The sequence below is a fragment of the Pigmentiphaga litoralis genome, from assembly GCF_048632615.1.
In the GTDB taxonomy this organism is placed as follows: Bacteria; Pseudomonadota; Gammaproteobacteria; order Burkholderiales; family Burkholderiaceae_B; genus Pigmentiphaga; species Pigmentiphaga litoralis_B.
Map to the genome: position 1 here is coordinate 342,286 of NZ_CP184479.1, position 24,365 is coordinate 366,650.

The 24,365-nt window shown below is 64.7% G+C and carries 18 protein-coding genes and 5 pseudogenes; 8 read left to right on the plus strand and 15 right to left on the minus strand.

Going from position 1 to position 24,365, the window contains the following annotated elements:
- Positions 1-30 precede the first annotated feature (30 nt).
- The 4 genes from ACNANG_RS01620 (at position 31) to ACNANG_RS01635 (ending at position 4,601) form a co-directional block, all read left to right on the plus strand.
- Positions 31-1,227, plus strand: coding sequence for a CaiB/BaiF CoA transferase family protein (locus ACNANG_RS01620; protein ID WP_420225720.1), 1,197 nt, complete (start codon positions 31-33; stop codon positions 1,225-1,227).
- A complete protein-coding gene (locus ACNANG_RS01625; RefSeq protein WP_420225721.1) occupies positions 1,224-2,174 on the plus strand; it encodes a hydroxymethylglutaryl-CoA lyase in 951 nt (316 codons plus the stop codon). The genes ACNANG_RS01620 and ACNANG_RS01625 overlap by 4 nt, the downstream gene beginning before the upstream one ends.
- 149 nt (positions 2,175-2,323) lie before the next feature.
- Positions 2,324-3,310, plus strand: coding sequence for a Bug family tripartite tricarboxylate transporter substrate binding protein (locus ACNANG_RS01630; protein ID WP_420225722.1), 987 nt, complete (start codon positions 2,324-2,326; stop codon positions 3,308-3,310).
- A gap of 88 nt (positions 3,311-3,398) precedes the next feature.
- Positions 3,399-4,601 (plus strand): DUF2863 family protein, encoded by a 1,203-nt coding sequence (locus ACNANG_RS01635; protein WP_420225723.1) that lies wholly within the window; start codon positions 3,399-3,401, stop codon positions 4,599-4,601.
- A gap of 89 nt (positions 4,602-4,690) precedes the next feature.
- On the opposite strand, the pseudogene ACNANG_RS01640 reads toward ACNANG_RS01635, so the two are convergent.
- A pseudogene (locus ACNANG_RS01640) lies at positions 4,691-5,697 on the minus strand (bile acid:sodium symporter family protein).
- A gap of 201 nt (positions 5,698-5,898) precedes the next feature.
- Between ACNANG_RS01640 and ACNANG_RS01645 the strand changes: the two are divergent.
- Positions 5,899-6,624: a glutathione binding-like protein gene (locus ACNANG_RS01645; protein WP_420225724.1), complete on the plus strand. Its 726-nt coding sequence runs from the start codon at positions 5,899-5,901 to the stop codon at positions 6,622-6,624.
- Between the two features lie 94 nt (positions 6,625-6,718).
- Here ACNANG_RS01645 and ACNANG_RS01650 read toward each other — a convergent pair.
- The 3 genes and pseudogenes from ACNANG_RS01650 to ACNANG_RS01660 all read right to left on the minus strand — a co-directional run bounded on the left by ACNANG_RS01650 (position 6,719) and on the right by ACNANG_RS01660 (position 8,747).
- Positions 6,719-7,614, minus strand: a pseudogene (locus tag ACNANG_RS01650) (alpha/beta hydrolase).
- A 39-nt stretch (positions 7,615-7,653) separates the two neighbouring features.
- Positions 7,654-8,334, minus strand: a complete 681-nt coding sequence (locus ACNANG_RS01655) for an LrgB family protein (protein WP_420225725.1) — start codon at positions 8,332-8,334, stop codon at positions 7,654-7,656.
- Positions 8,331-8,747, minus strand: coding sequence for a CidA/LrgA family protein (locus tag ACNANG_RS01660; protein WP_420225726.1), 417 nt, complete (start codon positions 8,745-8,747; stop codon positions 8,331-8,333). Before ACNANG_RS01660 ends, ACNANG_RS01655 begins: the two co-directional genes overlap by 4 nt.
- A 114-nt stretch (positions 8,748-8,861) precedes the next feature.
- Between ACNANG_RS01660 and ACNANG_RS01665 the strand changes: the two genes are divergently transcribed.
- The 3 genes and pseudogenes from ACNANG_RS01665 (at position 8,862) to efp (ending at position 11,674) form a co-directional block, all read left to right on the plus strand.
- Positions 8,862-9,737, plus strand: a complete 876-nt coding sequence (locus tag ACNANG_RS01665) for a LysR family transcriptional regulator (protein ID WP_420225727.1) — start codon at positions 8,862-8,864, stop codon at positions 9,735-9,737.
- 32 nt (positions 9,738-9,769) lie between these two features.
- A pseudogene (gene earP / locus ACNANG_RS01670) lies at positions 9,770-10,845 on the plus strand (elongation factor P maturation arginine rhamnosyltransferase EarP).
- Between the two features lie 271 nt (positions 10,846-11,116).
- Positions 11,117-11,674, plus strand: coding sequence for an elongation factor P (efp, locus tag ACNANG_RS01675; RefSeq protein ID WP_420225728.1), 558 nt, complete (start codon positions 11,117-11,119; stop codon positions 11,672-11,674).
- Between the two features lie 100 nt (positions 11,675-11,774).
- Here the strand turns inward: efp and ACNANG_RS01680 are convergent, their stop codons facing one another.
- The 11 genes and pseudogenes from ACNANG_RS01680 to ACNANG_RS01730 all read right to left on the minus strand — a co-directional run bounded on the left by ACNANG_RS01680 (position 11,775) and on the right by ACNANG_RS01730 (position 24,316).
- A complete protein-coding gene (locus tag ACNANG_RS01680) occupies positions 11,775-13,439 on the minus strand; it encodes a putative bifunctional diguanylate cyclase/phosphodiesterase (protein ID WP_420225729.1) in 1,665 nt (554 codons plus the stop codon).
- A gap of 212 nt (positions 13,440-13,651) precedes the next feature.
- Positions 13,652-14,104: a MaoC family dehydratase gene (locus tag ACNANG_RS01685; RefSeq protein WP_420225730.1), complete on the minus strand. Its 453-nt coding sequence runs from the start codon at positions 14,102-14,104 to the stop codon at positions 13,652-13,654.
- Between the two features lie 7 nt (positions 14,105-14,111).
- Positions 14,112-14,671 (minus strand): annotated as a pseudogene (locus ACNANG_RS01690) (DUF1178 family protein).
- A gap of 44 nt (positions 14,672-14,715) precedes the next feature.
- Entirely contained in the window at positions 14,716-16,578 is a 1,863-nt protein-coding gene (locus tag ACNANG_RS01695; protein WP_420225731.1) for a diguanylate cyclase domain-containing protein, read from the minus strand.
- Positions 16,579-16,683: 105 nt separating this feature from the next.
- Positions 16,684-16,983 (minus strand): hypothetical protein, encoded by a 300-nt coding sequence (locus tag ACNANG_RS01700; RefSeq protein WP_420225732.1) that lies wholly within the window; start codon positions 16,981-16,983, stop codon positions 16,684-16,686.
- Between the two features lie 874 nt (positions 16,984-17,857).
- The gene (locus ACNANG_RS01705; protein ID WP_420225733.1) at positions 17,858-19,396 is read right to left on the minus strand and encodes a malonate--CoA ligase; all 1,539 of its coding nucleotides are present in this window, start codon (positions 19,394-19,396) and stop codon (positions 17,858-17,860) included.
- A 156-nt stretch (positions 19,397-19,552) separates the two neighbouring features.
- Positions 19,553-20,410, minus strand: coding sequence for an enoyl-CoA hydratase/isomerase family protein (locus tag ACNANG_RS01710; RefSeq protein ID WP_420225734.1), 858 nt, complete (start codon positions 20,408-20,410; stop codon positions 19,553-19,555).
- A 3-nt stretch (positions 20,411-20,413) separates the two neighbouring features.
- Positions 20,414-21,381 (minus strand): annotated as a pseudogene (locus ACNANG_RS01715) (Bug family tripartite tricarboxylate transporter substrate binding protein).
- 143 nt (positions 21,382-21,524) lie between these two features.
- Positions 21,525-22,976, minus strand: coding sequence for a malonyl-CoA decarboxylase domain-containing protein (locus ACNANG_RS01720; protein WP_420225735.1), 1,452 nt, complete (start codon positions 22,974-22,976; stop codon positions 21,525-21,527).
- 45 nt (positions 22,977-23,021) lie between these two features.
- On the minus strand, positions 23,022-23,681 hold the full coding sequence (locus ACNANG_RS01725) for a GntR family transcriptional regulator (RefSeq protein ID WP_420225736.1): 660 nt from the start codon (positions 23,679-23,681) through the stop codon (positions 23,022-23,024).
- Between the two features lie 191 nt (positions 23,682-23,872).
- Entirely contained in the window at positions 23,873-24,316 is a 444-nt protein-coding gene (locus ACNANG_RS01730) for an acyl-CoA thioesterase (RefSeq protein ID WP_420225737.1), read from the minus strand.
- Positions 24,317-24,365: the final 49 nt, after the last annotated feature.

Genomic DNA, 24,365 nt, shown 5'->3' on the forward strand with positions numbered 1-24,365 from the left:
TGACCGGCCCGCCCGAAAACGGAAGACACCATGACCCGCCAAATCCTCGATGGCATCAAGATCATCGAACTCGGCCAGCTGATTGCCGGACCCTTCGCCGCCAAGACCCTTGCCGACTTCGGCGCGCAGGTCATCAAGATCGAACCGCCCGGCCAGGGCGACCCCTTGCGCAAGTGGCGTCTGCTGCATGAAGGCACGTCGGTCTGGTGGGAAGCGCAGTCGCGCAGCAAGCAGTCGGTATGTATTGACCTGCGCCAGGAAGATGGCCAGGAATTGGTGCGCACATTGGCCGCCAGCGCCGACATCCTGATCGAGAACTTCCGGCCGGGCACCATGGAAAAATGGGGCATGTCGTGGGAAGCCCTGCATGCCATCAACCCGCGCCTGATCATGCTGCGGGTGTCGGGTTATGGCCAGACCGGGCCCAAGCGCGATGAACCCGGCTTTGCGGCGATCGGCGAAGCCATGGCGGGCCTGCGATATCTGACAGGGGAACCCGGCCGTCCGCCGGTGCGGGCCGGGCTGTCGCTGGGGGACACGATCGCTGGCTTGCACGGTGCGCTGGGCCTGCTGCTGGCCCTGTACGAACGCGACGCGCGCGGTGGTGAAGGACAGGTGATCGACGCCGCCTTGTACGAAGGCCTGTTCAACCTGAGCGAAAGCCTGTTGCCCGAGTATTCGGTGTTTGGCGCGGTGCGTCAGCCGGCGGGCGGCGCCCTGCCCGGCATTGCGCCGTCCAACGCGTACCGCTGCGGCGACGGCGAGTACATCCTGATCGCCGCCAACGGCGACGGAATCTTCACCCGCCTGATGCGCAAGATGGACCGCCCCGATCTGGCCGACGATCCCGACCTGGCCCGGAACGACGGCCGCGCGCTGCGCTCGGTGGAACTGGACACCGCGATCGAAGCCTGGACCTCGCGTCACGACAGCGGCACCATCCTGGAGGCGCTGCGCGACGCCCAGGTGCCGTCGGGGCGCATCTATACCGCACGCGATATTGCCGAAGATCCGCACTACCGGGCGCGCGACATGATCGCCAAGATCACCGCAGCCAGCGGCATCGAGTTGGAAATGCCCGGCATCGTGCCGCGGCTGTCGGCCCATCCGGGCGCCATCCGCCACCGCGCCCCCACCTTGGGGGAACACACCGACCAGATCCTGCACGACGCAGGCCTGACGAACGACCAGATCGCGCTGCTGCGCAGCAAGGGAGTGATTGCATGAACCAAGGACCGACCCGCATCGAAATGAACGAAGTGGCGCCGCGCGACGGGCTGCAGATCGAAAAACGCCAGGTGCCGACCGACGAAAAGATCGCGTTCATTGACGCCCTGTCGGCCTGCGGTTTCAAACGCATCGAAGTGACCAGCTTCACGTCGGCCAAGGCCATTCCGGCGCTGGCCGATGCCGAAGCCGTCATGCAACGCATCACGCGCCGCCCGGGCACCATCTACACCTGCCTGGTGCCAAACCTGCGGGGGCTGGAACGGGCGCTGTCCAGCCAGGCCGACGAACTGAACCTGGTGATGTCGGTCAGCGAAACACATAACCGCGCCAACTTGCGCATGACACGGGAACAGTCGACCGCGCAACTGCTGGCGATGCTGGGCGAAGCGGGCAAGGCAGGCGTGGCCTGCACGGTGTCTCTCTCGTGCACGTTCGGCTGCCCGTTCGAAGGCGACGTCGACCCCGCCGAAGTGCTGCGTCTGGCCCGGATCTTTGCCGACGCGGGCGCAACCGGCATTTCGCTGTGCGACACCACCGGCATGGCTTTCCCGACCCAGGTGGCGGCGATCTGCGACCAGGTGTCGCGCGCCCTGCCCCATCTGGCGATCACCGCCCATTTGCACAACACGCGCGGCATGGCCCTGGCCAATGCGCTGGCAGCCTGGCAGGTCGGCGTCATGCGTTTCGACGCGGCGGCCGGCGGCCTGGGCGGCTGTCCTTATGCGCCCGGCGCAAGCGGCAACGTGAACACCGAAGAACTGGTGCATATGTTCGAGACCATGGGCGTCGACACGGGCGTCACGCTCACGCCCCTGCTCGACGTGGTGGCCGGCCTGCCGCAGCTGGTGGAACGGCCGCTGTCCAACCAGTTGCTGTCGGCCGGACCCCGCTTGCGCACGCACCCCGCGCCGGCCTGGCTGCAGGAGCACTTCGGCGCGGCGTGAGACCGCCAAGCGGCCGCATCCTGCATCGCATGGCGCTTGAAGCATGGCGCTCGATGCATGGCGCTCGATGCATGGCGCTCGAAGCATCCCGCATCCCGCATCACACATCAACCTTCCCGCATCACCCATAACAATATCGGAGACTCTCCATGCTACGCACCCTGACCCCGCTCGCCCTTGCCGTTTCCTTTGCCCTGGCTCCCGCGATCCTGGCCCCCATGGCCCACGCGGCCGATGCCGCCTTCCCGCAGCGGCCGATTACCCTGATCGCGTCGGCCGCCGCCGGGGGCACCACTGACCTGGCGGCGCGGCTGATCGCGGAACCGCTGTCCAAGGCGCTGGGCCAGCCCGTCGTGGTCGAAAACCGCCCGGGCGCATCGGGGGGCATCGCCGCCCAGGCCGTGGCGCGCGCCAAACCGGACGGCTACACCATGCTGCTGCAGTATTCCGGCTACCAGGTAATCACGCCGGCCGTGGTCAAGAACCTGAACTGGGATCCGATCAAGGACTTCGCCCCCGTCGCCAACGTGCTGTCCGCGCCGCAGGTGATCGTGGTCAACGCCAACCTCCCGATCAAGAGCCTGAAAGACCTGGTCAGCTATGCCAAGGCCAACCCGAACAAGCTCAACTATGCGTCGTCGGGCAATGGCTCGCTGCAACAGGTGGCCACCGAACTGCTCAAGATGCAGGCAGGCGTGGACATCACCCACGTTCCCTACAAGGGCACCGGCCCAGCGCTGACCGACCTGTTGAGCGGCGCAGTCGACCTGACCATTACCACCCCGCCGCCGTTGATGGGGCACATCCAGTCGGGCAAGTTGCGCGCGCTGGCCGTCACCGACACCAAACGCATCGACAGCCTGAAGGACGTGCCGTCGGCGCCCGAAGCCGGTTTTCCCGACCTGGAAGTCTCGTCGTGGTTCGCCATGTACGCGCCGACCGGCACCCCGCAACCGGTGATCGACAAGGTGGCCGGCGAGATCGGCAAGATCATGGCGACCGACGCGTTCCGCAAGAAAGCCGCCGAACTGGGCGCCGAAGCCCGCTTCATGGGCCCCAAGGAACTGGGCGCCTACACGCAAAGCGAGCTGACCCGTTGGGCGGCCGTGGTCAAAGCGGCGAACATCCAGGAATAGTCCAGTCATTCGGACGAGCCGCGGGGAACGGGTCCGGGACGGAGATACACTAGCGGGTTGTTATCCCCGCAAGCGATTCAGATCCTCCATGGCCCGACCCCGCAACAAGACCAACGCCCGCTACACCCGTGACGCCGAACGGCTCGTCGCACTGTCGTTAGCCCTCAATGGCTCCGGCAGCCGTGTGGAAGACCGTTACTGGGAACGCGAGATCGAAACCCTGTTGGGCAAGCTGCTGCATGCCGGGCAGGACGGCGCGGTCGAAGCGGCGCTGGACGCGTTGCTGGAAACCGATGCGGGCGGCTATGAAATCCTGGTGGAGCAGGCCGAAACGCTGTCCGAGTCCACCTTCATGGAAAAGGACGGCGAGCCTTACGACGTGCTGCTGGTGGTTGCGCCCGTGGTAGCCTGGACGCGGTTCACCATCCCGTCCGGCCGCATTCGCCAGGACTCGCTGGACGCCCTCAGCGCGCACCTGCATGGCCATATCCTGGCCGCCGACGTCCGCCTGGCGCTGGCGTCCGAACTCTACAGCGTGGATCAGATGCCCCGGTCGTTCAGCGCCACGCTGCAATGGCTGACGCGCCTGGGCGCGCGCGCCCTGGAACTGCCAGTGCCGCGTTCGACCCTGGCCGCGTCCGACGTGCCGAATCTGCTGGCCGACACCCGTTATGTGGTGGGTGCCGTTGCCGTGCCGCGCGGCAGGCCCGTGTTCCGCTGGCAGGAAGGCGTGGGCGCCACCGGCGCGAACGCCGCCGTGACGGGCCGAGATGAATGCCTGGACGCCTGGGTGGCCCAGGCCACGCCGGTCTTTGCCGACCTGCTGCCTGGCTGCGGCTTTGAATGCCTGTTGCCCGACGCCTATTACGTCAATAATCGCGAAGCCGACCGGCGGGTGCGCCCGTTGTCGATGCAGGCTGCGGTCAGCTGGATCGAGACGGCGCTGAACATGCCGCCGGCGCAACTGCGCGCGGTCATTGCCGGCTGTGGCGAGACCGACATCGAGGAATACCGCGTCGGTTTCACGGCCCGCAACCGCAACGACGTCATCTATGGCGCGACCTGGCCGGTGTTCGGCCGGGACGACGATACCGAAGAGTCGCCCACCATCGAACAGATCGCCAGCATCCTGAAAGAGCTGGGCGTGGATGACATCCGCCGCCTGCCGGGCCTGATGCCGCTGGAGTTCTGCGAAGATTGCGGCGCGCCCTATTTCCCGAATCCGCTTGGCGAGATGGTTCACGCCGAGCCGCCCGAAGAAGCCGACACGTCGCCAACGCACTTCCACTGATCGACCGGTACCCAACCCAAGGTGGAAAAAGTCCGCATCGGCTTGCGCCGTGCGGACTTTTTCGTTGCCGGTCAGGCAGACGGCGTGAGTCAGGCGGCCGGCTTGGCCTTGGGGGCCTCGACCTCCAGAGGCGTTTCCACGCGCGACGCATAGCGGCGCGCCAGCACCGCGCACACCATCAGCTGCATCTGGTGGAACAGCATCATGGGCAGCACGATGGCGCCCACGGCGCCGCTCGAAAACAGCACCTTGGCCATCGGAATGCCCGAGGCCAGGCTCTTTTCGATCCGCAGAACACGATGGTGATCTCGTCTTCTTTCGAAAAACCCAGCGCGCGGCTGATGAACGTCGTGAACAGCAAGGCGATGAACAGGATGACGGCGCATACGGCCAGCAGACCTGCCAGCACCGTACCCGACACCTGGCTCCACAGCCCGCCCACGACGGCTTCACTGAAAGCGGTGTACACGACTAGCAGGATGGACCCCTGGTCCACATACTTGAGCATGGCGCGGTGCTTGGTCACCCAGCCGCCAATCCAGCGGCGGGCGATCTGGCCCAGCACGAAAGGCAGCAGCAGTTGCAGCAGGATCTTGCCGACCGCGTCGAACGACAAGGCATGCGTGCCGCTGGTCGTCAGGATCACGCTGACCAGCAGCGGCGTCAGGAAGATGCCCAGCAGACTGGATGCCGATGCGCTGCAGATCGCGGCGGGAATGTTGCCCCGCGCGATGGACGTCAGCGCAATGGCCGACTGGACGGTAGCCGGCAAGGCGCACAGGAACAGGATGCCGGTGTACAGCTCGGACGTGATCATGGGCGAGAGCAGCGGCTTGAGCGCCACCCCCAGCACCGGGAACATGGCGAAGGTGCACAGGAAAATCAGGATGTGCAGACGCCAGTGCGTAATGCCCGCCACGATGGCCTCGCGCGACAACTTGGCGCCATGGAGGAAGAACAGCAGGCCGATCGCGATATCGGTGATCCACTCGAACACGACCGCGGTCTGGCCGGAACAGGGAAGAAAACTGGCGATGAGCACGGTCGCCAGCAGACTGAGGGTGAAGTTGTCGGGAAGAAAGCGGGGACGGGTCATGGGAAGGTTCGGGAACGGGACAAGCGCGCGCGGCGAAGAGCCCGCTATTATCCCCCGATCGCGCCTATACCGGAAACGTGGTTACCAAGAAAGCCCGGTGAACCCCGGGGTTATTGGTGCAAAACCGCAAACGATTCCCTGATAATCGGCGTTTGACATCCTGCGCAGTCTCTTAGCGCACGCCTCTCGACGGAGTAGTGAATGACGACACCCCGCGCCCAGCCGGCCCAGCAGCAACCCATCGAGGTCCATACCTGGGCGACGCCCAATGGCCACAAAGTGCACATCATGCTCGAAGAGTGCAAGCTGCCTTACACGGTCACGGCGGTCAACATTGGCGCAGGGGATCAGTTCAAGGAAGAATTCCTGGCGATCAGTCCGAACAACAAGATCCCGGCGATCATCGATCCTGAAGGGCCGGACGGCAAGCCGATCTCCCTGTTCGAGTCGGGCGCGATCCTACTCTATCTGGCGGGCAAGACGGGCAAATTCCTGGGCAAGACCGACCGCGAACGCTACAACACGCTGCAGTGGCTGATGTTCCAGATGGGCGGATTGGGTCCGATGCTGGGGCAAGCGCACCACTTCCGGATGTACTCACCCGAAAAGATCGACTATGCCATCAACCGCTACACCAATGAGTCGCGCCGCCTGTACGGGGTGATGGACAAGCAGTTGTCGCAGCACGCCTTCCTGGCGGGCCGCAACTACACGATCGCCGACATGGCCTGCTGGCCCTGGACCCGGTCGCACGCCAACCAAGGCGTGGACCTGGCGGACTTTCCGAATGTGAAGCGCTGGTACGACGACATCCAGGGCCGCCCGGCCGTCCAGCGCGGCGTGGCCGTCCTGGCCGACCAGCGCAAGCCGCATGACGCGACGTCGTTCGAAAACATGTTCGGCAGCAAGCAGTACGAAAAGCGCTGAAGACCGGCGGAACCCCAGCTGGCGGCCCGGCCCGATGGCTGCATGTCGCCATGGGCGGCATCCGGCGCGCGACAGCCCGGATTGCCGCCAGCCCTTATTTGCCCGCGATGGCCGCGGGCGCCGCATACGCCTTGGCGGCATCGCGCGCGAAGGACTGCACGGCCTGCACATAGGCCGGGCCGCTGCGGCTGGCGTTGGAATGCGACGCGCCTTCCACCTTGAGCAAACGGCGCAGGTCGGGCGGTGCCGCCGTGGCCGCCGCCAGCAGCTGGTCGCTCATGGTGTGCGGTATCACTGAGTCGTTGGTACCGTGGATGATCAGCACGGGCGTCTTCACCCGCGACATCTTCTTTCTGGAATTGAAGTCCTGCGTCACCAGGATGGGCAGGCCGGGAATCCAGCCGTACTTGGTCGTCTGCACCATTTCGCCAATGCTGGTAAAGCTCGATTCGACGATCAGCCCCGCGAACGGTGCAGCAGGCGTGCCCTGCGACGCCAGCTCGACCGCCACCGCGCCCCCAGGCTATGGCCGTACACAAACCGTCTGGATGGATCCGGCTGACGCCTGGCCAGTTCAAGCAAGGCGGCGGTAGCGTCTTCGTACGCCGTGGATTCGGAAGGCAGGATTTCGGTGGACTTGCCAAAGCCCCGATAGTCGATCGCCAGAACCGAAAAGCCCATGTCCGCCCAGCGTTCGATACGGAAGGCGCTGCCGTTCAAGTTCCAGCGCGATCCATGCAGGTACAGCACAGCGGGCGCTTTCGGGTCGGGGTTCTGCCAATACCAGGCGTGGACCTTGTCGCCGCCGGACAGCGTCAGGTCGAACTGGTCGGTGCCTTCAAGGGGTTCGCGATACCAGCTGCCGTCGGTACGGGCCGGCGCAAAGATCTTCTCGCGTTGCCACGTGTCCCAGCTGGAGCAGCCGGTCACGGCCGCGACAAGGCTGCCAAGCGCGGCCAGGCTGCGCCAGAGAGGAAAGGATCGAGTCATGGACCGTCAGACCTGCGAACGCGGCCCGGGGTTCCGGGCCTATACGAACAAACGCGACAACAGCGGCAACAAAGCGACCATCAGCAGTCCGCTGAAGATCATGAGCAGGCTGGCCATCACGCCGGTCTGCTCGGAATGTTCACGCGCCTTGACCGTGCCGAGCGCATGCGCCGTGGCGCCGTAACTGGCCCCGCGCGACAGCGATGACTTCCGTGGCAGTAGGGCCAGGATCAGTTCGCCGGTGATGATGCCGGCCAGGCCCGTAAACACCACGAACATGGCCGTCATGTCGGCGCGGCCACCCATCTGCGTGGCCATCTCGAGCGCGAACGGCGTGGACACGGACCGCAACAGCAGGCTGTGCGCCACGTCGGGCGGCAATGCGAACACCTGGCCCAGACCCCACGACGTCGACACCGCCACGGTCACGCCAATGACCGTGCCGGCCGCCAGCGCCATCCAATGATCGCGGATCAAGGTGCGGTGCTGATAGATCGGCACCGCGAACGCCACCGTGGCGGGGCCTAGAAACCACAGCAGCCAGTGGGTGTCGGTCAGGTAGGTGTCGAACGGAATGCCGATCACCACCAGCGCCGCCACGATAAGCGCAGGCGTCAGGATCACCGGGCTGAACAGCAGCCGTGGAAACCGCCGGTACAACTGCTTGTTGGCGAAGTACAGCGCCACCGTCAGCAGCACACAGAAGGCCGCGAGCATCATGCCGGCTGCTCCCGCGCGGCGACGGGCAGGCCACGATCCGGACCGCCGCGCCGCACGATGGCCTCGACCGCAAAGGCCGTCAGGAACATCACGCAGGCATTGCCAATCACGATCAACGCCATCAACTTGACGCCGCTTTGCACCAGCAGGTCCTGATACCGCACGATGGCGACGACGGCCGGAATGAAAAACAGAATCATCTCGGTCAGCAGCAACTGGGCGCCCACCTTGACGCGGTCCACCCGCAGCACCCCCGAGAACAACAGCGCCAGCACGACGCCCAATCCCAGCACACCGCCTGACAGCGGCAGACGCAGCAGGTGCACGACGGCGTCGCACGCCCACCAGATGGCGATCAGCAGGCCTACCTGAACGATCATGTGCGCAAAACGGGTAAAAACGGAACGGTTCATGCTGTGGCTCAGGCGATGCGGTCTAGGGTTTTCCCTCAATACCGTCATTCTAGACAGTGGTGATGCATTATCAAAATGAATAATATGCATGCAAAACATTCTTTGGCGGCATGAATGGATCTGCGCGAGCTGAGGTACTTCCTTGAGGTGGTCAACCGGCAGAGCTACACGGCGGCGGCCGAAGCCCTGTTTGTGACCCAGCCCAATGTCAGCAAATTGATCAAGCAAATGGAAGCCGATCTGGGCGCCCCGCTGCTTGTCAAGGAAGGCCGTCGGATTTCACTGACCGATGCGGGCCGCGTCATCTACCGGCGCGGGCAGGAACTGCTGGCCATGCATGCGCAGATGCTGGCCGAGGTGGCCGACCTGGATCAATTGACCCACGGCGAGCTGGTCATGGGCATCCCGCCCCTGTCCAACGGCCTGCTGGCTCCCTTGATCGCCAGCTTTCACCGCCAATACCCGGGCATTGAACTCAAGCTGTTCGAAAAGGGGTCGCGCACCGTGGAAGACGAATTGCGCGCGGGCACGCTGGAAATCGGCGCCATGCTGCTGCCCGTGGACGACGAATTCGATACGCTCCCAATCTGCCGCTATCCCTTGCAGTTGATCGCTCCGGCCGATTCGCCCTGGGCGGGCCGGACGTCGGTGCGGCTGGCCGACCTGGCGCAGGAACCCTTCATTTTTTATGGCGAAGGCTTCGTGCTGAACGAAGTCGTGCATGCGGCTTGCGTGCGAGCCGGCTTTACACCCAGGATTGCCGGGCGCAGCAGCCAGTGGGACTTCGTTGCGTCTATGGTCGAAGCCGGGGTCGGGATCGCACTGCTGCCCGAGCTGTTCGGCATGCAACTGAACCGCTCGCGCTTCGTGGTGCTGCCGATCGACGCGCCGCAGATCTGGTGGAACATGGTGCTGGCCTGGCGCAAGAACAAATACCTGTCGTTCGCCGCGCGGGCCTGGCTGGAACTGGCGCGGGAAGCACTCGTCTGACAAGCCAAGGAGAAAACCAATTGCGCGTGGATGTGTTCTGTCGAGTCGTCGACAATTTCGGGGATATCGGCGTCTGCTGGCGGCTGGCGCGGCAATTGACCGCCCAGGAGTGGCCAGTGCGGCTGTGGGTGGATGACCTGGCGTCGTTCGCCCGGCTGGAGCGCCGCGTGTCGGTCCGGCTGCCGATACAGTCGATCGACGGCGTGGAGATCCTGCACTGGACCTTGCCCGCCCTTGACGCGGTGCCACACGAAATCGTGATCGAAGCCTTTGCCTGCGATCCGCCGCCCGCCTTTGTCGACCGGATGCAGGACCTGGTGCAGCGGCCGATCTGGATCAACCTGGAATACCTGTCGGCCGAATCGTGGATCGACAGCTGCCACGGCCTGCCGTCGCCGCAGTCCAACGGCATCGTCAAGACCTTCTTTTTCCGGGCTTTACCGAGACCAGCGGCGGCTTGCTCCGGGAACCCGGCCTGCTGGAAGCACGCGATGCCCTGCAGGCCGACCCGCGGGCCCAGAAGGACTTTCTGACACGCATCGGCCTGCCCGCCCGTCTGCCAGGCGAACGCCTGGTCACGCTGTTCTGCTACCCGGACGCGCCGGCGTCCGTGCTGGCGCGGGAACTGGCCGACGGCGACCAGCCCAGCCTGCTAGTGATTCCCGAGGGCGTGGCCCCCTACCTTGGCGAGGGGCAGCGCGGGGCCCTGCGCATCGTCCGCCTACCTTTCCTGGCCCCGGCGGACTACGACTGCCTGCTGTGGTGCGCCGACCTGAACTTTGTGCGCGGCGAAGATTCCTTTATCCGGGCGCACTGGGCCGGCCGGCCCATGGTCTGGCACATCTACCCGCAGGACGACGCCGCGCATGTCGACAAACTGGCGGCCTGGCTGGACCGCTGCGCCCTGCCCTCGCATGCCCACGACATCCACCTGGGCTGGAACGGAGAAACCACCCTGGAAGGATTTGCCGAGCAACTGCGCTATGCCCTGCAACCGGAACCATGGACGGCCTGGACGCGCCGCGCCCGGGAGTGGAGCGACGCCCTGGCAGGCCAGCAGGATCTGGTGGCGCGGCTGCGACGCCTGTGCGCGTCCCGTCGCCGGTGAAGCTGGCGGCCACCCGGCACTCCGGGCTATACTTGTTGGCTTTTCGTGATTCCAAGCCGCTCCTTGACTGACTACCTTGCGACGCTGGCTTGATACCAAATTCGACTTGGTCGACGGCTCCCCCGCAGTCACTTTGCCCGGTCCTTGCGCACCGTGCTACGTACCCGGTACGTGGCGCGATGCAACCCAGCGCGCACGTTGTTGCTGGCCGAGGCCGGAGAGCCCCGGGGCAGATCGTCAGAACCAGTCTCTCGCTAAGGTTGATCCAAGTATGAAAACCGCTCAGGAACTGCGCGTCGGCAACGTGATCATGGTCGGCCAGGAACCCCTGGTCGTGCAAAAGGCCGAATACAGCCGCTCGGGCCGCAACGGCGCGGTCGTCAAGTTCAAGCTCAAGAACCTGCTGTCCGCATCGGCGTCGGAAACCGTCTTCAAGGCCGACGAAAAATTCGACGTCCTGGTGCTCGAGCGCAAGGAATGCACGTACTCGTATTTCGGTGATCCCATGTACGTCTTCATGGACGCCGAATACAACCAGTACGAAATCGAAGCCGACAGCATGGGCGACGCCCTGAACTACCTCGAAGAAGGCATGCCTGCCGAAGTGGTGTTCTACGAAGGCCGCGCCATTACCGTCGACCTGCCGAACATGCTCGTTCGTGAAATCATCTATACCGAACCGGCTGTCCGTGGCGACACGTCGGGCAAGGTCATGAAGCCCGCCAAGCTTGCAACCGGCTTCGAACTGCCCGTGCCGCTGTTCTGCGCCATCGGCGACAAGATCGAAATCGACACCCGCACCGCCGAATACCGCAGCCGTGTGAAGTGATCGTTGGCGGGGGTCATCCCGCCATCAAGAAAGGCCAGTGCGATCTGTTCGCCCTGGCTTTTTTCGTCTGCATTCCAGGCGGCGGGACACGCGCCGCGGTTCATCCCACTTCGCGTTGCAGATACGCGCGCAGCGCGTCGGGCGGCATCGGCCGCGAAAACAGATAGCCCTGTCCCTTGTCACAGCCGCCCTGCGCCAGGCGCTCGGCCTGCCATTCGGATTCGACGCCTTCGGCCAGCACCTCGCGGTCAGCCGCATGGCACAGCTCGATGATGGCGTTGAGCACCTGCCACATCCGTTCGTCGCCGTCTTTGGGCAGCAGACTCTGGTCGATCTTGATCTTGTCCACTTCCAGCCGGGTCAGGTAGCTGAGCGATGAATAGCCGGTGCCAAAATCATCGATCGCGGTGCGCACGCCAATGTTGCGCATGTTGCGGATCGCTTCGATCGCCAGGGTCAGCTCGCTCATGGCGGCTGTCTCGGTAATTTCCAATTCCAGCCGTGAAGGCTTGAGCTTGGACGCATGCAGGGCGGCGTCGATGGCATCCAGCAGGCTTGGATCACGGAACTGCACGGTGGATACGTTGACGCTCATGCGCATGCACGCGGGCAGGTGCTCGGCCGCGAAACGTGTGGTCTCGGCGATCACCCAGGCGCCGATCGGCACGATCAGGCCGTTCTGCTCGGCCATCGGAATGAACAGGTCAGGCGGCACGGGCGGGCGGCCCGACGGATGCCATCGCAGCAAGGCTTCGACCCCCGACGGCCGGCGCGACGGCAGCAGCACCTTGGGCTGGTAGACCAGCGAAAACTCGTTGCGCTCCAGCGCACCCATCAGCGCCGTTTCGATTACCAGCAGGTCTTGCGCGCGCCGCGCCATGTCAGGGTTGTAGACCCCGACCCAGCTTTCGCCGCCCGACGCGCGGCGGGCCTGGCGCAGCGCCAGGTCGGCGGCGTGCATCAGCCCTTCGGCTTCGCGGATCTCGCCAGCGGCCCAGGCCACGCCTGCCATGGCGCGCGGCAGGATACGGCGATCGCCCAATACCACTTCCTTGCCCGTGATGGCCCACAACAGTGCTTCGGCCTGGCTCATGGCGTGCCGCGCCGACCGCACCCCGGTGAGCGCCACCGCAAACCGCGCGCCGCCGATCCGGGCGATCTGCGTCGACTCGCCTGCGGCTGCCCGCAAGCGCCCTGCGATTTCATGCAGCACCAGGTCGCCAAACGCATGTCCCAACGCTTCGTTGATGGTGGCGAAGTCAGCCAGGTTGATGACCACCAGCGCCAGTTCGGCGTCTTCGCCGCGCGAGATCAGGCCATCCAGATAGGAAAAGAAAAAGCGGTCGGTGGACAGCCCCGTCAGTTCGTCGCGGGCGGCCTGTTCCTCCAGCAATTGCATGGCATTGGCCAATTGCGACATATTGGTGACGACCACCACGAAGCCGCGAAAATCGCTGGCATCGACCCGGCTGATGTTGGCGAGCACCGAAAACTCGATGCCATTGGGCCGTTTGGCGCGAAGGGAGTGCGTGCGTCCACTGACCGCGGGTTCGAGCGCGGCGACATCCTGGCGCGCGTGACTTGCCGCACGGCGCAACGCGCCCGGCAATACGTCGTTCAGACACAGCGCCACCAGGCTGTCCTTGTTCCGCCCGAACAAGGCGCACGCGGCGGGATTCACGGCACAGATGCGGCCCGCATCATTGACGGCAAGAAGGCCTTCGCCAATGGCGTCCAGAAACGTGACTGCGATCTTTTCCAGCATCGTATCTGGGCGTCCGTGGGTGTCGGAACATCCCTGGCGGAGCGAAGGGCTGGAGCGAGTCAAGATGTGAGGTTCACGGCAGAAACGATGGGCGGCAAGCCATCGGCCGCGCCCGGCGCCGCCAGGCGGCGTCGCCGAGGTTCCTTACCCTAACGGCACATGCCCAGCAGACTTGAGGGCGGCGCCATCACTCAGAGAGCATTATGTGAGATTTAGGCGGCGGACCGTGCGGCCAGCATGCACCACGACTCCATGGTCATGGCCATCTCGCCGTGCTGGTTCACGGCCGTCACCCTGGTCAGGATCGACCCCTGACCCGGCTTGCTGCGCGACGGCCGCGTTTCCAGGATCTCGACCTGCACCGTCAGCGTATCGCCCGCGCGCACCGGTTTCTTCCAGCGAATGTCTTCCACGCCAGGCGAACCGATGCTGGCGCTGTCCAGCAGGTAGGCATCGCACATCAGGCGCATGATGACCGCGCAGGTATGCCAGCCGCTGGCGATCAGGCCCCCGAACGGAGACGACGCCGCGGCCTTTTCGTCCACGTGGAAAGACTGCGGGTCATAACGGGTCGCGAATTCGATGATGGCGGCGCTGTCCAGGGTTACCTGGCCGAGCGGCAGGATCTGGCCGACGGAAAAGTCTTCGAAGTAGAAACGGGGCATAGGTCGCTTATTGGAGGCGGTCGTCATCGAACATCGCCGGGATGGGAGCCACGGCAATCCCCTCGTCGGTCAGGGACTGGCGTTCGTCGGGGGTCGCGACGCCGCGTATCGGGCGTTCCGGCGCATCACCATGATGGATGCGGCGGGCTTCGTCGGCAAACTGGGTGCCGACGTTTTCGGTATTGCGGATCACCTGCCGCAGATGCTGCAGCATCTGGGTCTGCATGGCGGCGGACGGCGGCGCGCCCCTGCCGACGCCGATGCGCTTGCGTCGGCAGGCACCTGCGACGGCGAGGCCATCGGCGGCTTGCCTTCCCGCAGGCCCGACACGTTCAGGCGCGGCGCCGACAACTTCTTTTCGATCACGCCGTTGCCGCACAGCGGGCAGGTGATCAGGCCCCGCGAATGCTGCGAGTCGAAATCTGCATGCGAGCCAAACCAGCCCTCGAACACGTGGCCTTGCGCGCACTGCAAATCGAAAACCTTGAGAGACATGAGAACTGTTGCGGGAAGTGTTGCGGCGAAAGCGCCATGGTAACGCAAGGCCGGCGCGGCGTTCTGCGGCATGCGCAACGCCGCCAGGGAAGCCGCCAAGGTCCATTCGCGTCCAATCAGAACGCGGCCGTCTCGGGAAGTGCCTGCCCTTCAAAGTGACAGCTGCGGTTGCGGCCCGCATGCTTGGCGGCATACAGGGCGGCGTCCGCGCGCTTGACCAGATCGGCAGCGGACTGCCCATCGGCCGGCGACATGCTGTACACGCCAATGCTGACGGTCATGACGCCTTCGGTTCCCTTCACGTGGGGGATGCGCGCCTCGTACACGGCGTGGCGGATCTTTTCGGCGATGATCAACGCGCCATCGGTCGACGTCCGGGGCAGCAGCACGGCAAATTCTTCGCCGCCGTATCGGGCCGCCATGTCGCCCGGCCGCCGGATGCATTCCTGGATGATGCCCGCGATCGATTTCAGGTACACGTCGCCCTGCAGGTGCCCGTAATAGTCGTTCAACGCCTTGAAGTGATCCGCGTCGATCAGCAGCAAGGCCAGCTCGGTGACGTCACGGATCGACCGCCGCCACTCGCGGTCCAGCGTTTCGTCAAAGCGCCGGCGGTTGGCCAGGTTGGTCAACGCGTCGGTGGCCGCCATGGCCTGCAGCCGGGCGTTGGCGGCTTCCAGCGCCTGCTCGGCCTTCTTGCGTCCCGACACGTCACGCACGTTCGAAATGTAGCTTGCGCCGTCGATGTCACCCGACAGCCGGCGCACGCGCGCTTCCAGCCATATCCATTCGCCATCGCGGTGCCGCGCCGGAAAGGTCAGCGTGGCGGGCGCGCTGTCGTCCGTGTCCTGATCGTCCAGCACCATCAGGTGGTCCTTGTGCACGAACTCGCTGATGCGCTTGCCTTCGATGTCGGCAGGCGTCCACCCCAGCACGTCCACGATGGCGGGCGAAATGTAGCTGACCCGCCCGTCCGCCCCGCTCATCACGATGGTATCGACCGAATTCTCGGCCAGCAGCCGATAGCGACGTTCGTTGCGGCTGGCCGCCCGCTCGGCCGCCATGCGCCGCTGCAGCTCGCTTCGAAGCAACCACACCAATACTACGGTGGCGATCAGGGACGCGGCCATGATCAGGCCGATGATCAAGGCCTTGACGTGCCACGCGGCGTAGATGTCCGACTGCGCCAGCCCGACCACGACCACCAGCGGCAAGGCGCCGACCGCGTGATAGGCATACAGGCGCGGCACGCCCGTCAGCCGACCGGGGCCGTCGAAGTGGCCAGTGGACCTGGCCGGATACTGATTGAACAACGCAACGTTCTGCAGCCGCACACCGAGCTGACTGCTCGCTTCGGGAAAGCGGGCCATGATCGTTCCGTCCGAGCGCAGCAGCTTGAGCGATCCCGCGCTGCCGAGTTCCAGCTGCGCGAACAGCCGTTCCATGTGCGCGACTTGCATGGACCCGACCACCAGGCCGCCAAAGCTGCCGTCTTCCTGGGTGATGCGGCGCGCCACCGGAATCACCCACAGCCCTGTCAGTTCGGATCGGATAGGCGGCGCAATGTAGAGTGCGTGCGATGGCGCATTGCGCAGCGCCTGGAAGTAGTCGCGCTGCGCCAGGTTCAACGCGGGGCCCCGCGGCGTGGAGGAGTTGTGGAGGATGTTTCCCTTGGCATCCAGCACCAGCACCGCCCCGAGCCCGCGGGTGTAATCGATGCGGTCGAACAGCACCAGGTGACGCAGTTCGTCACTCAAGCCCTGGATGTCGGGCCGACGCAGATTGTCGATCACGGCCTGCAGCGAGATGTCGATGCGTTCCACATCCCGCTCGATGTTGGTGGCGACCATCAGGGACAGATTGGCCGACGCGTCGCGCGCAGCCTGCCCTGCATCCTGGCGCGTGCCATACAGCGCCGACGCGCAGATCGCCGCGAAACACACGGCCAAGACCGTGCCCCACAGTGCTAACCAGCGCATGGACTGACGGTGCTGCTGCTTGGAGTGCAAGGGGGCAACGTCCTTAGCGGGTGCGATACCCTTGGGTGAGGCGGGAAGATCGGCCCGGAGACGGGCCTGGACGGATCAGACGGTTTCGAGCGACGCGGGCGTTTCGACGGTTTCGGACACGCCGCGGATGGGCCGCAGGAAGCGGTCCAGCAAACCGCAGATATGCGGAGGGTCGTCGAACGACGAAGTCACCCAGCTTGGCGCCAGCCGTCCGCTGCGGTCCACCATCTTGAGCGGCCGGCTGGCCCGCTCGAACGCCCACCGGCCGGTCTCGGCGCCCAAAGGCTCGACGACGGTCACGAATGTGCCGATATTGCATTCCGAGCCAGGATGGCTGGAGACGATGACGGCCAGATCGCCAGGCTTGCAGTTCACCGGTACACCTTTCGCTGAAGCGGTTGAATTAGGGGATTTGGTAACCAGATAATTTTATCTCATCCCGATGGATTAGGCTTCCTCCAACGCGAACAATGGCGTTTCAGGGGGAAAGCGCGTGTATCGACGCCACAAAAGGATGAGTTCGAAAGGCTGATCGTTGCTAGCGGACAACGGTGCATGGGCTACGACTGGTCACAACCCTGTCAGCTTAGGTGGTCGCCGCGCAAGATGGACTCGGCAAGGCCGCCCGGTGTGTCCCGCCACACAGCCATCGCTGGGATGTAGAAACGCCACGGGATAGCGCATGCAGGCACATGCGCGCACCGACGGCTGCGCTGGATGACGTGCGGCCATGGGTGGGGCCAGCTAATGGAAAGCAAGTGGGGTGTTGGCCGGCGCTGGACCGCAAAAGGCGGATGGCCGGGGCGCGCGGGCACGGGCTGAATGCGCCTTGCCGCTGAAGAAGAGGTGGTGCGCCTGACCGGAGTCGAACCGGTACGCCTTGCGGCGGCGGATTTTCTTACCTGCTACAGCTCGCGCTGCCGGCGCCGCGCAATTCGCGCAAACGCCGTTTGGGGTCTGGACTTTGTCTTGACCATCGCCTGGCGCATCCGATGGAACTCGGTCACGCGCGACATTAGGTCCTCGCCGTCAAGTCTCTACACACGCCCAGCCATTCAAGAACGGCCTGCTTGGCTCGGCGTTCCCGTGCCAGGGGTTCACCGAATTTGACGAGTTCTACTCCCGGCCTTTCGCCCGGGGCACTCCGCATTGCTGGAAGTCCGCTACGTCTACCTGTTTCGTCACAGGCGCACGGCGCGTATTGTCGCACAGCCGCGCGCTGCGTCCAGCATGACGCCGGCATGCCGGATCAAAGTCCGTAGGTGTCGCGCAGGACGTTCTTCTGCACCTTGCCCATGGTGTTGCGGGGCAGCTCTTTGACGACGTGCAGGCGTTTGGGCACCTTGAAGTTGGCAATGCGGGTCTTCAGGACCGCCAGCATGTCGGCCTCGATCAGGTCCGCGCCCGGCTTGGGCACCACCACAGCCACCACCGCCTCGCCAAAGTCCTTGTGCGGCACGCCGATGACCGCGCTTTCCAGCACGCCAGGCATGTCGTCGATGAGCGTCTCGATTTCTTTCGGGTAGACATTGAAGCCGCCTGAAATGATCAGGTCCTTGCTGCGGCCGACGATGGCCAGATAGGTGTCAGGCACCGCCGCCCCTGCCCCATCGCCACCCCACCGGCCCACGTCGCCCGTCTTGAACCAGCCGTCCGCCGTGAATTCCTGAGCCGTTTTTTCCGGCATGCGCCAATAGCCCTTGAACACGTTCGGACCCTTGACCTGGATGTTGCCGATCTCGCCCGGCGCGCATTCCTGATCGGCATCGTTCACGACGCGGACCGATACACCGGGCAGTGGCATGCCGACCGTGCCGCCGATACGGTCCCCCAATGACGCATCGTACGGATTCGAAACCAGCATGGCCGTTTCGCTCATGCCGTAGCGTTCCAGGATTGTGTGGCCGCTGCGCTCGCGAAAATCGTTGAATGTCTCCATCAACAAGGGAGCCGACCCCGACACGAACAGCCGCATGTTGCGGCATACCTCGCGAGTAAAGCCGGGCTCGTCCAGCAGGCGCACGTAGTAGGTGGGCACGCCCATCATGACCGTGCAGCGCGGCAGTTCGCGCAGCGTGCGCGCGACATCCAGTTTGGGTAGCCAGATCATCTTGGCGCCCGCCAGCAATGCGCCATGCGCCGCCACGAACAGGCCATGTACGTGAAAGATCGGCAGCATGTGCAGCAGCACGTCATCGCTGCGCCAGCCCCAGTATTCATGCAGCACCTTGGCGTTGGACGCCAGGTTGTCGTGCGTCAGCATCGCGCCCTTGCTGCGGCCGGTCGTGCCCGACGTGTACAGGATGGCGGCAAGGTCGTCATCGGTCACCGCAACGGTGTCGAAGCTGTCGGCATGCGATCGGGCGGCGTCGAGCAGCGACCCGGTATGGTCGTCATCCAGCGTGAAGACGTGGCCCGTCCCGGCCTTGGCGGCCGACGCGCCGACCCATGGCAGGTTCTTGCTGCTGCACACGACCACCGACGGCTCGGCATCGCCCAGGAAGTAGTCGACTTCGCTGGACTGATAGGCGGTATTCAACGGCAGGTACGTGTAGCCGGCACGAAGCGTCGCCAAATAGAGCATCAGCGCTTCGGGGGATTTTTCGACCTGGGCAGCCACGCGCGCGCCCCTGGGCAGGTCAAGCGCGGCAAGCAGGTTCGCGATGCGCCCGGTCATGGCATCGACATCCTGCCAGGTGAAGTTCACTCCGTCGTGGGCTTCGATGCACAGGCTGAGCCGGTCGGCGGGAAAGCCCGAGGACAGCAGGGTATAAAGGTTGCCGTTCATGGAAACGTCGCTTTGAAAAGAGTCGGTAAAAGGATCATCAGGTAACTGGAAGCCGCGACTGCCGATGCGCCGGATGGCCATGCATCGGACGCGGCTTTCGGACATGCGGATGCGAATGGGGATGAACAATCGGTTGATACAGATCGGTGCCCACGATCATTGCCCCGTGAACACCGGCTTGCGCCCGGCCAGGAACGCGGACACGCCCTCAAGGTGGTCGGATGAATTCCAGTAAGCAAAACATGCGCGCCGTTCGGCGTCGGTCAGTGGCGCGACTTCCGGGCTCAGGCGCCGCACCATGTCCTTGTTGATGCGCGCGGCCAAAGGGGCGCCGGCGGTGATGCGATCCACGCAGCGCTGGACCTCGGCCAACCACGCATGGTCATCGACCACGCGTGTCAACAGCCCTTTCGCATACGCTTCGTCGGCACCCAGCAGCCGCCCTTCGAGCAGCAGTTCCAGCGTGACCGCGCGGCCCGCCAACGCGAGCACGCCCTGCATCTCGCCAGGCGCCATGGGAAAGCCCAGGCGATGGATCGGCACGCCCAGCTTCGATGAGTGTGCAGCGATGCGCAGGTCGCAGTGCGCTGCGATTTCAAGGCCACCGCCGACGCACACGCCCTGGATCGCGGCCACGGTCGGATGTTTGCACTGAGCCACGGCCTGCAGAGCCGGGGCCAGAATGGCGTCGTGGTAGTGCAGCAGGCTGTCCAGATCGCCGCGCTGCTCAGGAAATTCCGAGATGTCGGCTCCCGCGGCAAAGTTACCGTCCGCGCCACGCAGCAGCACGCAGCGCAGCGTGTCGTCGTCCGACAGGTCGTCCAGCACGCGCCGCAAGGTCAGCCACATGGCAACATTGAGCGCGTTCAATTTTCCAGGGTGGGACAAGGTAATGGTGGCGACCACCCCGTCGCGCGACAGCAGCACATTGCCATGGGCGGGCGCGTCGGCCGCGGGCGCCTTGGCCGCAGTGTCAGCCCCCTGCCCTTGCCCACGCGAGGACGTCGTCGTCATGCGTCAATCCGCCTTGACGCCAGCGTCTTGCGACACCTTGCGCCAGCGCTGCACTTCGCTCTGCAGATAGCTGGCGAACTCGGCCTGGGTATAACGCGGCGTGTCGGACCCGTTGGCCAGCCAGGTCTTCTTCAGTTCCGGGGTATCGAGCGCCTTGCGCAGTTCGGCGCCCATGCGGTCAACGGCTTCTTTCGGCGTGCCCTTGGGCGCGAAGATGCCGTACCAGGTCGACACCTCGTAACCTGGCAAGCCAGCTTCGGTCGCCGTAGGAATGTCCGGGAAAGCGGTCGAGCGCTGGGGCGCGGCGACGGCAATCGCCTTGATCTTGCCGCTGCGGATGTGCTGCGCGCTGGAACCCAGACCGTCAAACGCGACATTGACCTGATCGCCCATCAGCGCAAGCAGCATCGGGCCGGCGCCGGTGTACGGCACATGGGCCATGTCGGTCCTGGATTGCAGCTTGAACAATTCGCCCGCCAGATGGTGGGTCGTGCCATTGCCGGCCGACCCGAAGTTCAGCTTGCCCGGATTGCTGCGCGCATAGGCCACCATGCCGTTCAGATCCTTGAATGACGAGGCGGGACTGGCCACGATCACCTGCGGAGGCTGCGCCACGACCGTGACCGGAATGAAGTCCCTTTCGATGTCATAGCTCAGTCCTTTGTAGAACGACGGCGCGATCGCGTGATGCGCGCTGCCCATGAAAAACGTGTAGCCGTCGGGCGCCGCGCGCGCAGCGATCGCCGCGCCCACCGTACCCCCTGCCCCCCACGGTTGTCGACCACGACGGTGTGGCCCAGCTGCGTGGACAACTGCTGCGCCAGCGGCCGCGCAAAGGTGTCGGTGCCGCCACCGGCTGGAAAAGGAACGATCAACACCACCGGCTTGGAAGGCCAGGCGTCGGCAGCAAAAGCCGGCCCCGCGCAGGCCAGACCGGCCAGTACCGCAACTACCGTAAAGCGTCGTGCCATGAGTGTCTCCTCGATGTCATCGGGTGGATGTCGGGCTGGCTTTACCGCCAGTTTCCCGGTTGTCGTGCTGCGTGCGTGAAGCGTAGGCCGCGGCAGGATCTCTGTGTCTCCTTGCCGCGGAAGGTGTGCAGCCGCGTCTGCGTTTACAGCAGGCGGGCGATCGCCCGGCTTATTTCCGGTTTACCGTAACCGAGTTTGCTGAGGTTTGCATCCAGTTCGTCCAGGTCGTACAGGTAGTTGACCATCATGGAGCAGGACTGGGCCTTGCCCTTCTTGGACAGATCGGCGCCCCATACCAGCCGTTCGATGCGGGCGCCGTTGCCGAGGTGGAACCGCGCGACCGGATCGACCGGCTGGCCGCCCGGATTGCCATGCACCAGGTAGTGCGCGGCAAGCTTCAGGGCAAGACCTTGCGTGTCGGCATCGTCGTTCTGTTGCAGCCGGGCCAGCACCTGCGGTCCGGTCAGCGCGCCAAGCTCTTCTTCGACGTCGGACGACTTGCGGCGCTTTTCGGCCAGTTCGACCAGGCGGGGCGTGGGCAGCTTCTTGAGCCAGTCCGCAAAGCCGGGAATGGGCGACAGCGTCGCAAATTTCTTGACCTTGGGCAGGTCACGGTTTAACTCGTCAATCACCCGCTTGAGCAGGAAATTGCCGAAGCTGACCCCGCGCAAGCCTGCCTGCGTATTGGAAATCGAATAGAAGATCGCCCAACGCGCCTTGTCCAGATCCTCCAGCGGCGCGGACTCGTCCAGGATGCTTTGGACGCTGTCGGCCATCTCGGCGCAGAACGCCACTTCAACAAAAATCAGGGGTTCATTGGGGATCTGCGGATGGAAGAAGGCGTAGCAGCGGCGATCGGAATCGAGCCGATTACGCAGGTCGGTCCACGACGAAATCTCGTGCACCGCTTCGTAGATCATCAGCTTTTCGAGCAGAGACGCGGGTGAATCCCACGTCATGCGCTGCAGTTCAAGCAGGCCCACATCGAACCAGTGCGACAGCAGTTCCTGCAGGTCGGCATCCAGCGGGGCGATGCCGGGCAAGGCCTTGCGCCAATGCAGCAGGTCCGCCCGCAGGCCCAGCAGGAAACGCAGGCCGTCAGGCAAGGCATTGAGCCGCTTGAAAAAGCGGGTGCGGCCTTCGCTCAACAGTTTGTCCAGCGCCGCGCCTTCGGGCGCCGGGCCCGGCGCGGCGGGCGGCGTATTGGCAACCTCCGTCAGCACCTCGATCATGGCGCGCCGATGCACGGCGTCGGCAGCCTGATATTGCTCCTGCCATGCCAAGGCCGAACGGTTGGCCGCAACATCCGTCAGGCGCGCCTGGAAACATGGACGCAGCAGATTGCGCCACCGCGTCAGGTGACGCGCGGCCACCGTGGGTGGAGCGGCAACGTCCGCCTTCGCGGCGCCGTCGGTCTTTGCGCTGTCTTTCTTGCCCCACCATTTGCCCCAGCGCGCCAGGATGGATTGCGGCGAGGGATCCGGCCCCGGCAGGTTGGCCGAAGGACGGCTGTCGGTGTCGCCGGCGGCGTCACGCACGGCATCGCGAACGTTCTCGCTGTCGCGGGACATGTCCAGGGATTCGTTGGCACTCATGTCAGGCTTCCTTGGATGAGAGTTGAAAGGAGCGAGGGGGCGTCGTCATGCGCTGCGTGGCAGCGAAGCCATCAGGTCGGCAAAGCGCTGGCCCTGGACAACGACATGCGCGCGGGCCCGCTCCGCGCTGGTCTCGGCATCGCCGGCCAGCAGTGCCTCGACCAGTCCGCCGTGTTCGTCATACGACGTTGCGATTCGGTCGCGCACCCGCAGTTGCAGGCGGCGATACGGGGCCAGCCGACGGTGCAGCTTGATGGCCTCTTCCGCCAGGAAATCGTTGTGGCTGCCCAGATAGACAGCGCGATGAAAGGCTTCGTTGAGGTAGTAGTAGGCGTCGGTATCGCCCGCGTCGCGCGACGCCTTGCAGGCTTCGTGCGCGGACCGCAGCGCTGCCTGTTCCGGTGCGCTCATGCGGCGCGCCGCCAGCCGGGCGCACATCGCTTCCATTTCCGCCATGACTTCGAACATTTCGACCAGGCGATGCGGCCCGATCTGCGCCACCAGGGCGCTGCGCCGCGGCCGCATATCGACCAGGCCCGCCGACGCCAGCTGGATCAGCGCTTCGCGGATAGGCGTGCGCGATACGCCGAAGCGCTGCGCCAGGACAGTCTCGTCCAGCGCGTCGCCCGGCGACAGTTCGCCGACGGCAATCAGTTCTTCGATCGTCTCGCGCAGACTTGCCGCGCGATTCTTTTCGATCAGCATGGGGCACCACGGCGTCTATCCATGCCCCAGATATTTTCACAAAGCGATCGTGTATACAAGAACTTTCTTGTCGTACACACAATCACGCGCAGGGCAGCGCTGCAGGAATGACCCGGCAGTGACCAAGCGCTGCAACGGACATCCGAAGTGACGCCTGGTCTGCCGCAACGGATGCAGCACTCCCAGACCAATCAGGCCGGTTGATTCCGCTGCAGCGTCTGCAGCAGCACGCGCGTCTCGGTCGGGATGGCGGTGGGCGTCTGCGTGGCGCGTTCGACGTACACATGGACGTAATGGCCCTGGGCTGATGCCTGCACGTCGTCGTTCCGGAACACGCCCAGTTCGTACCGCACGCTGCTGTTGCCCAGATGCGCCACGCGCAAGCCGATGGTGACGCGGTCCGGATAGCTGATGGACCGGTAATACTGGCATTGGGTCTCGACCACCAGGCCAACGACCGGTGATGTGGCGATATCGAGCACGCCCGCGTCGACCATGTGCCGATTCACCGCGGTATCAAAAAACGCGTAGTAGACGACGTTGTTCACATGGCCATAACCATCGTTGTCGCTCCAGCGCGTTTCCATCTCGAGGAAATGCACATAGTCGTCGCGTTGGGTGGGCGTGGCTTTCATGGGGCACCTTGAAGGCGGCACGGCGAGCATCGCCGCGCCGGGTTGGACA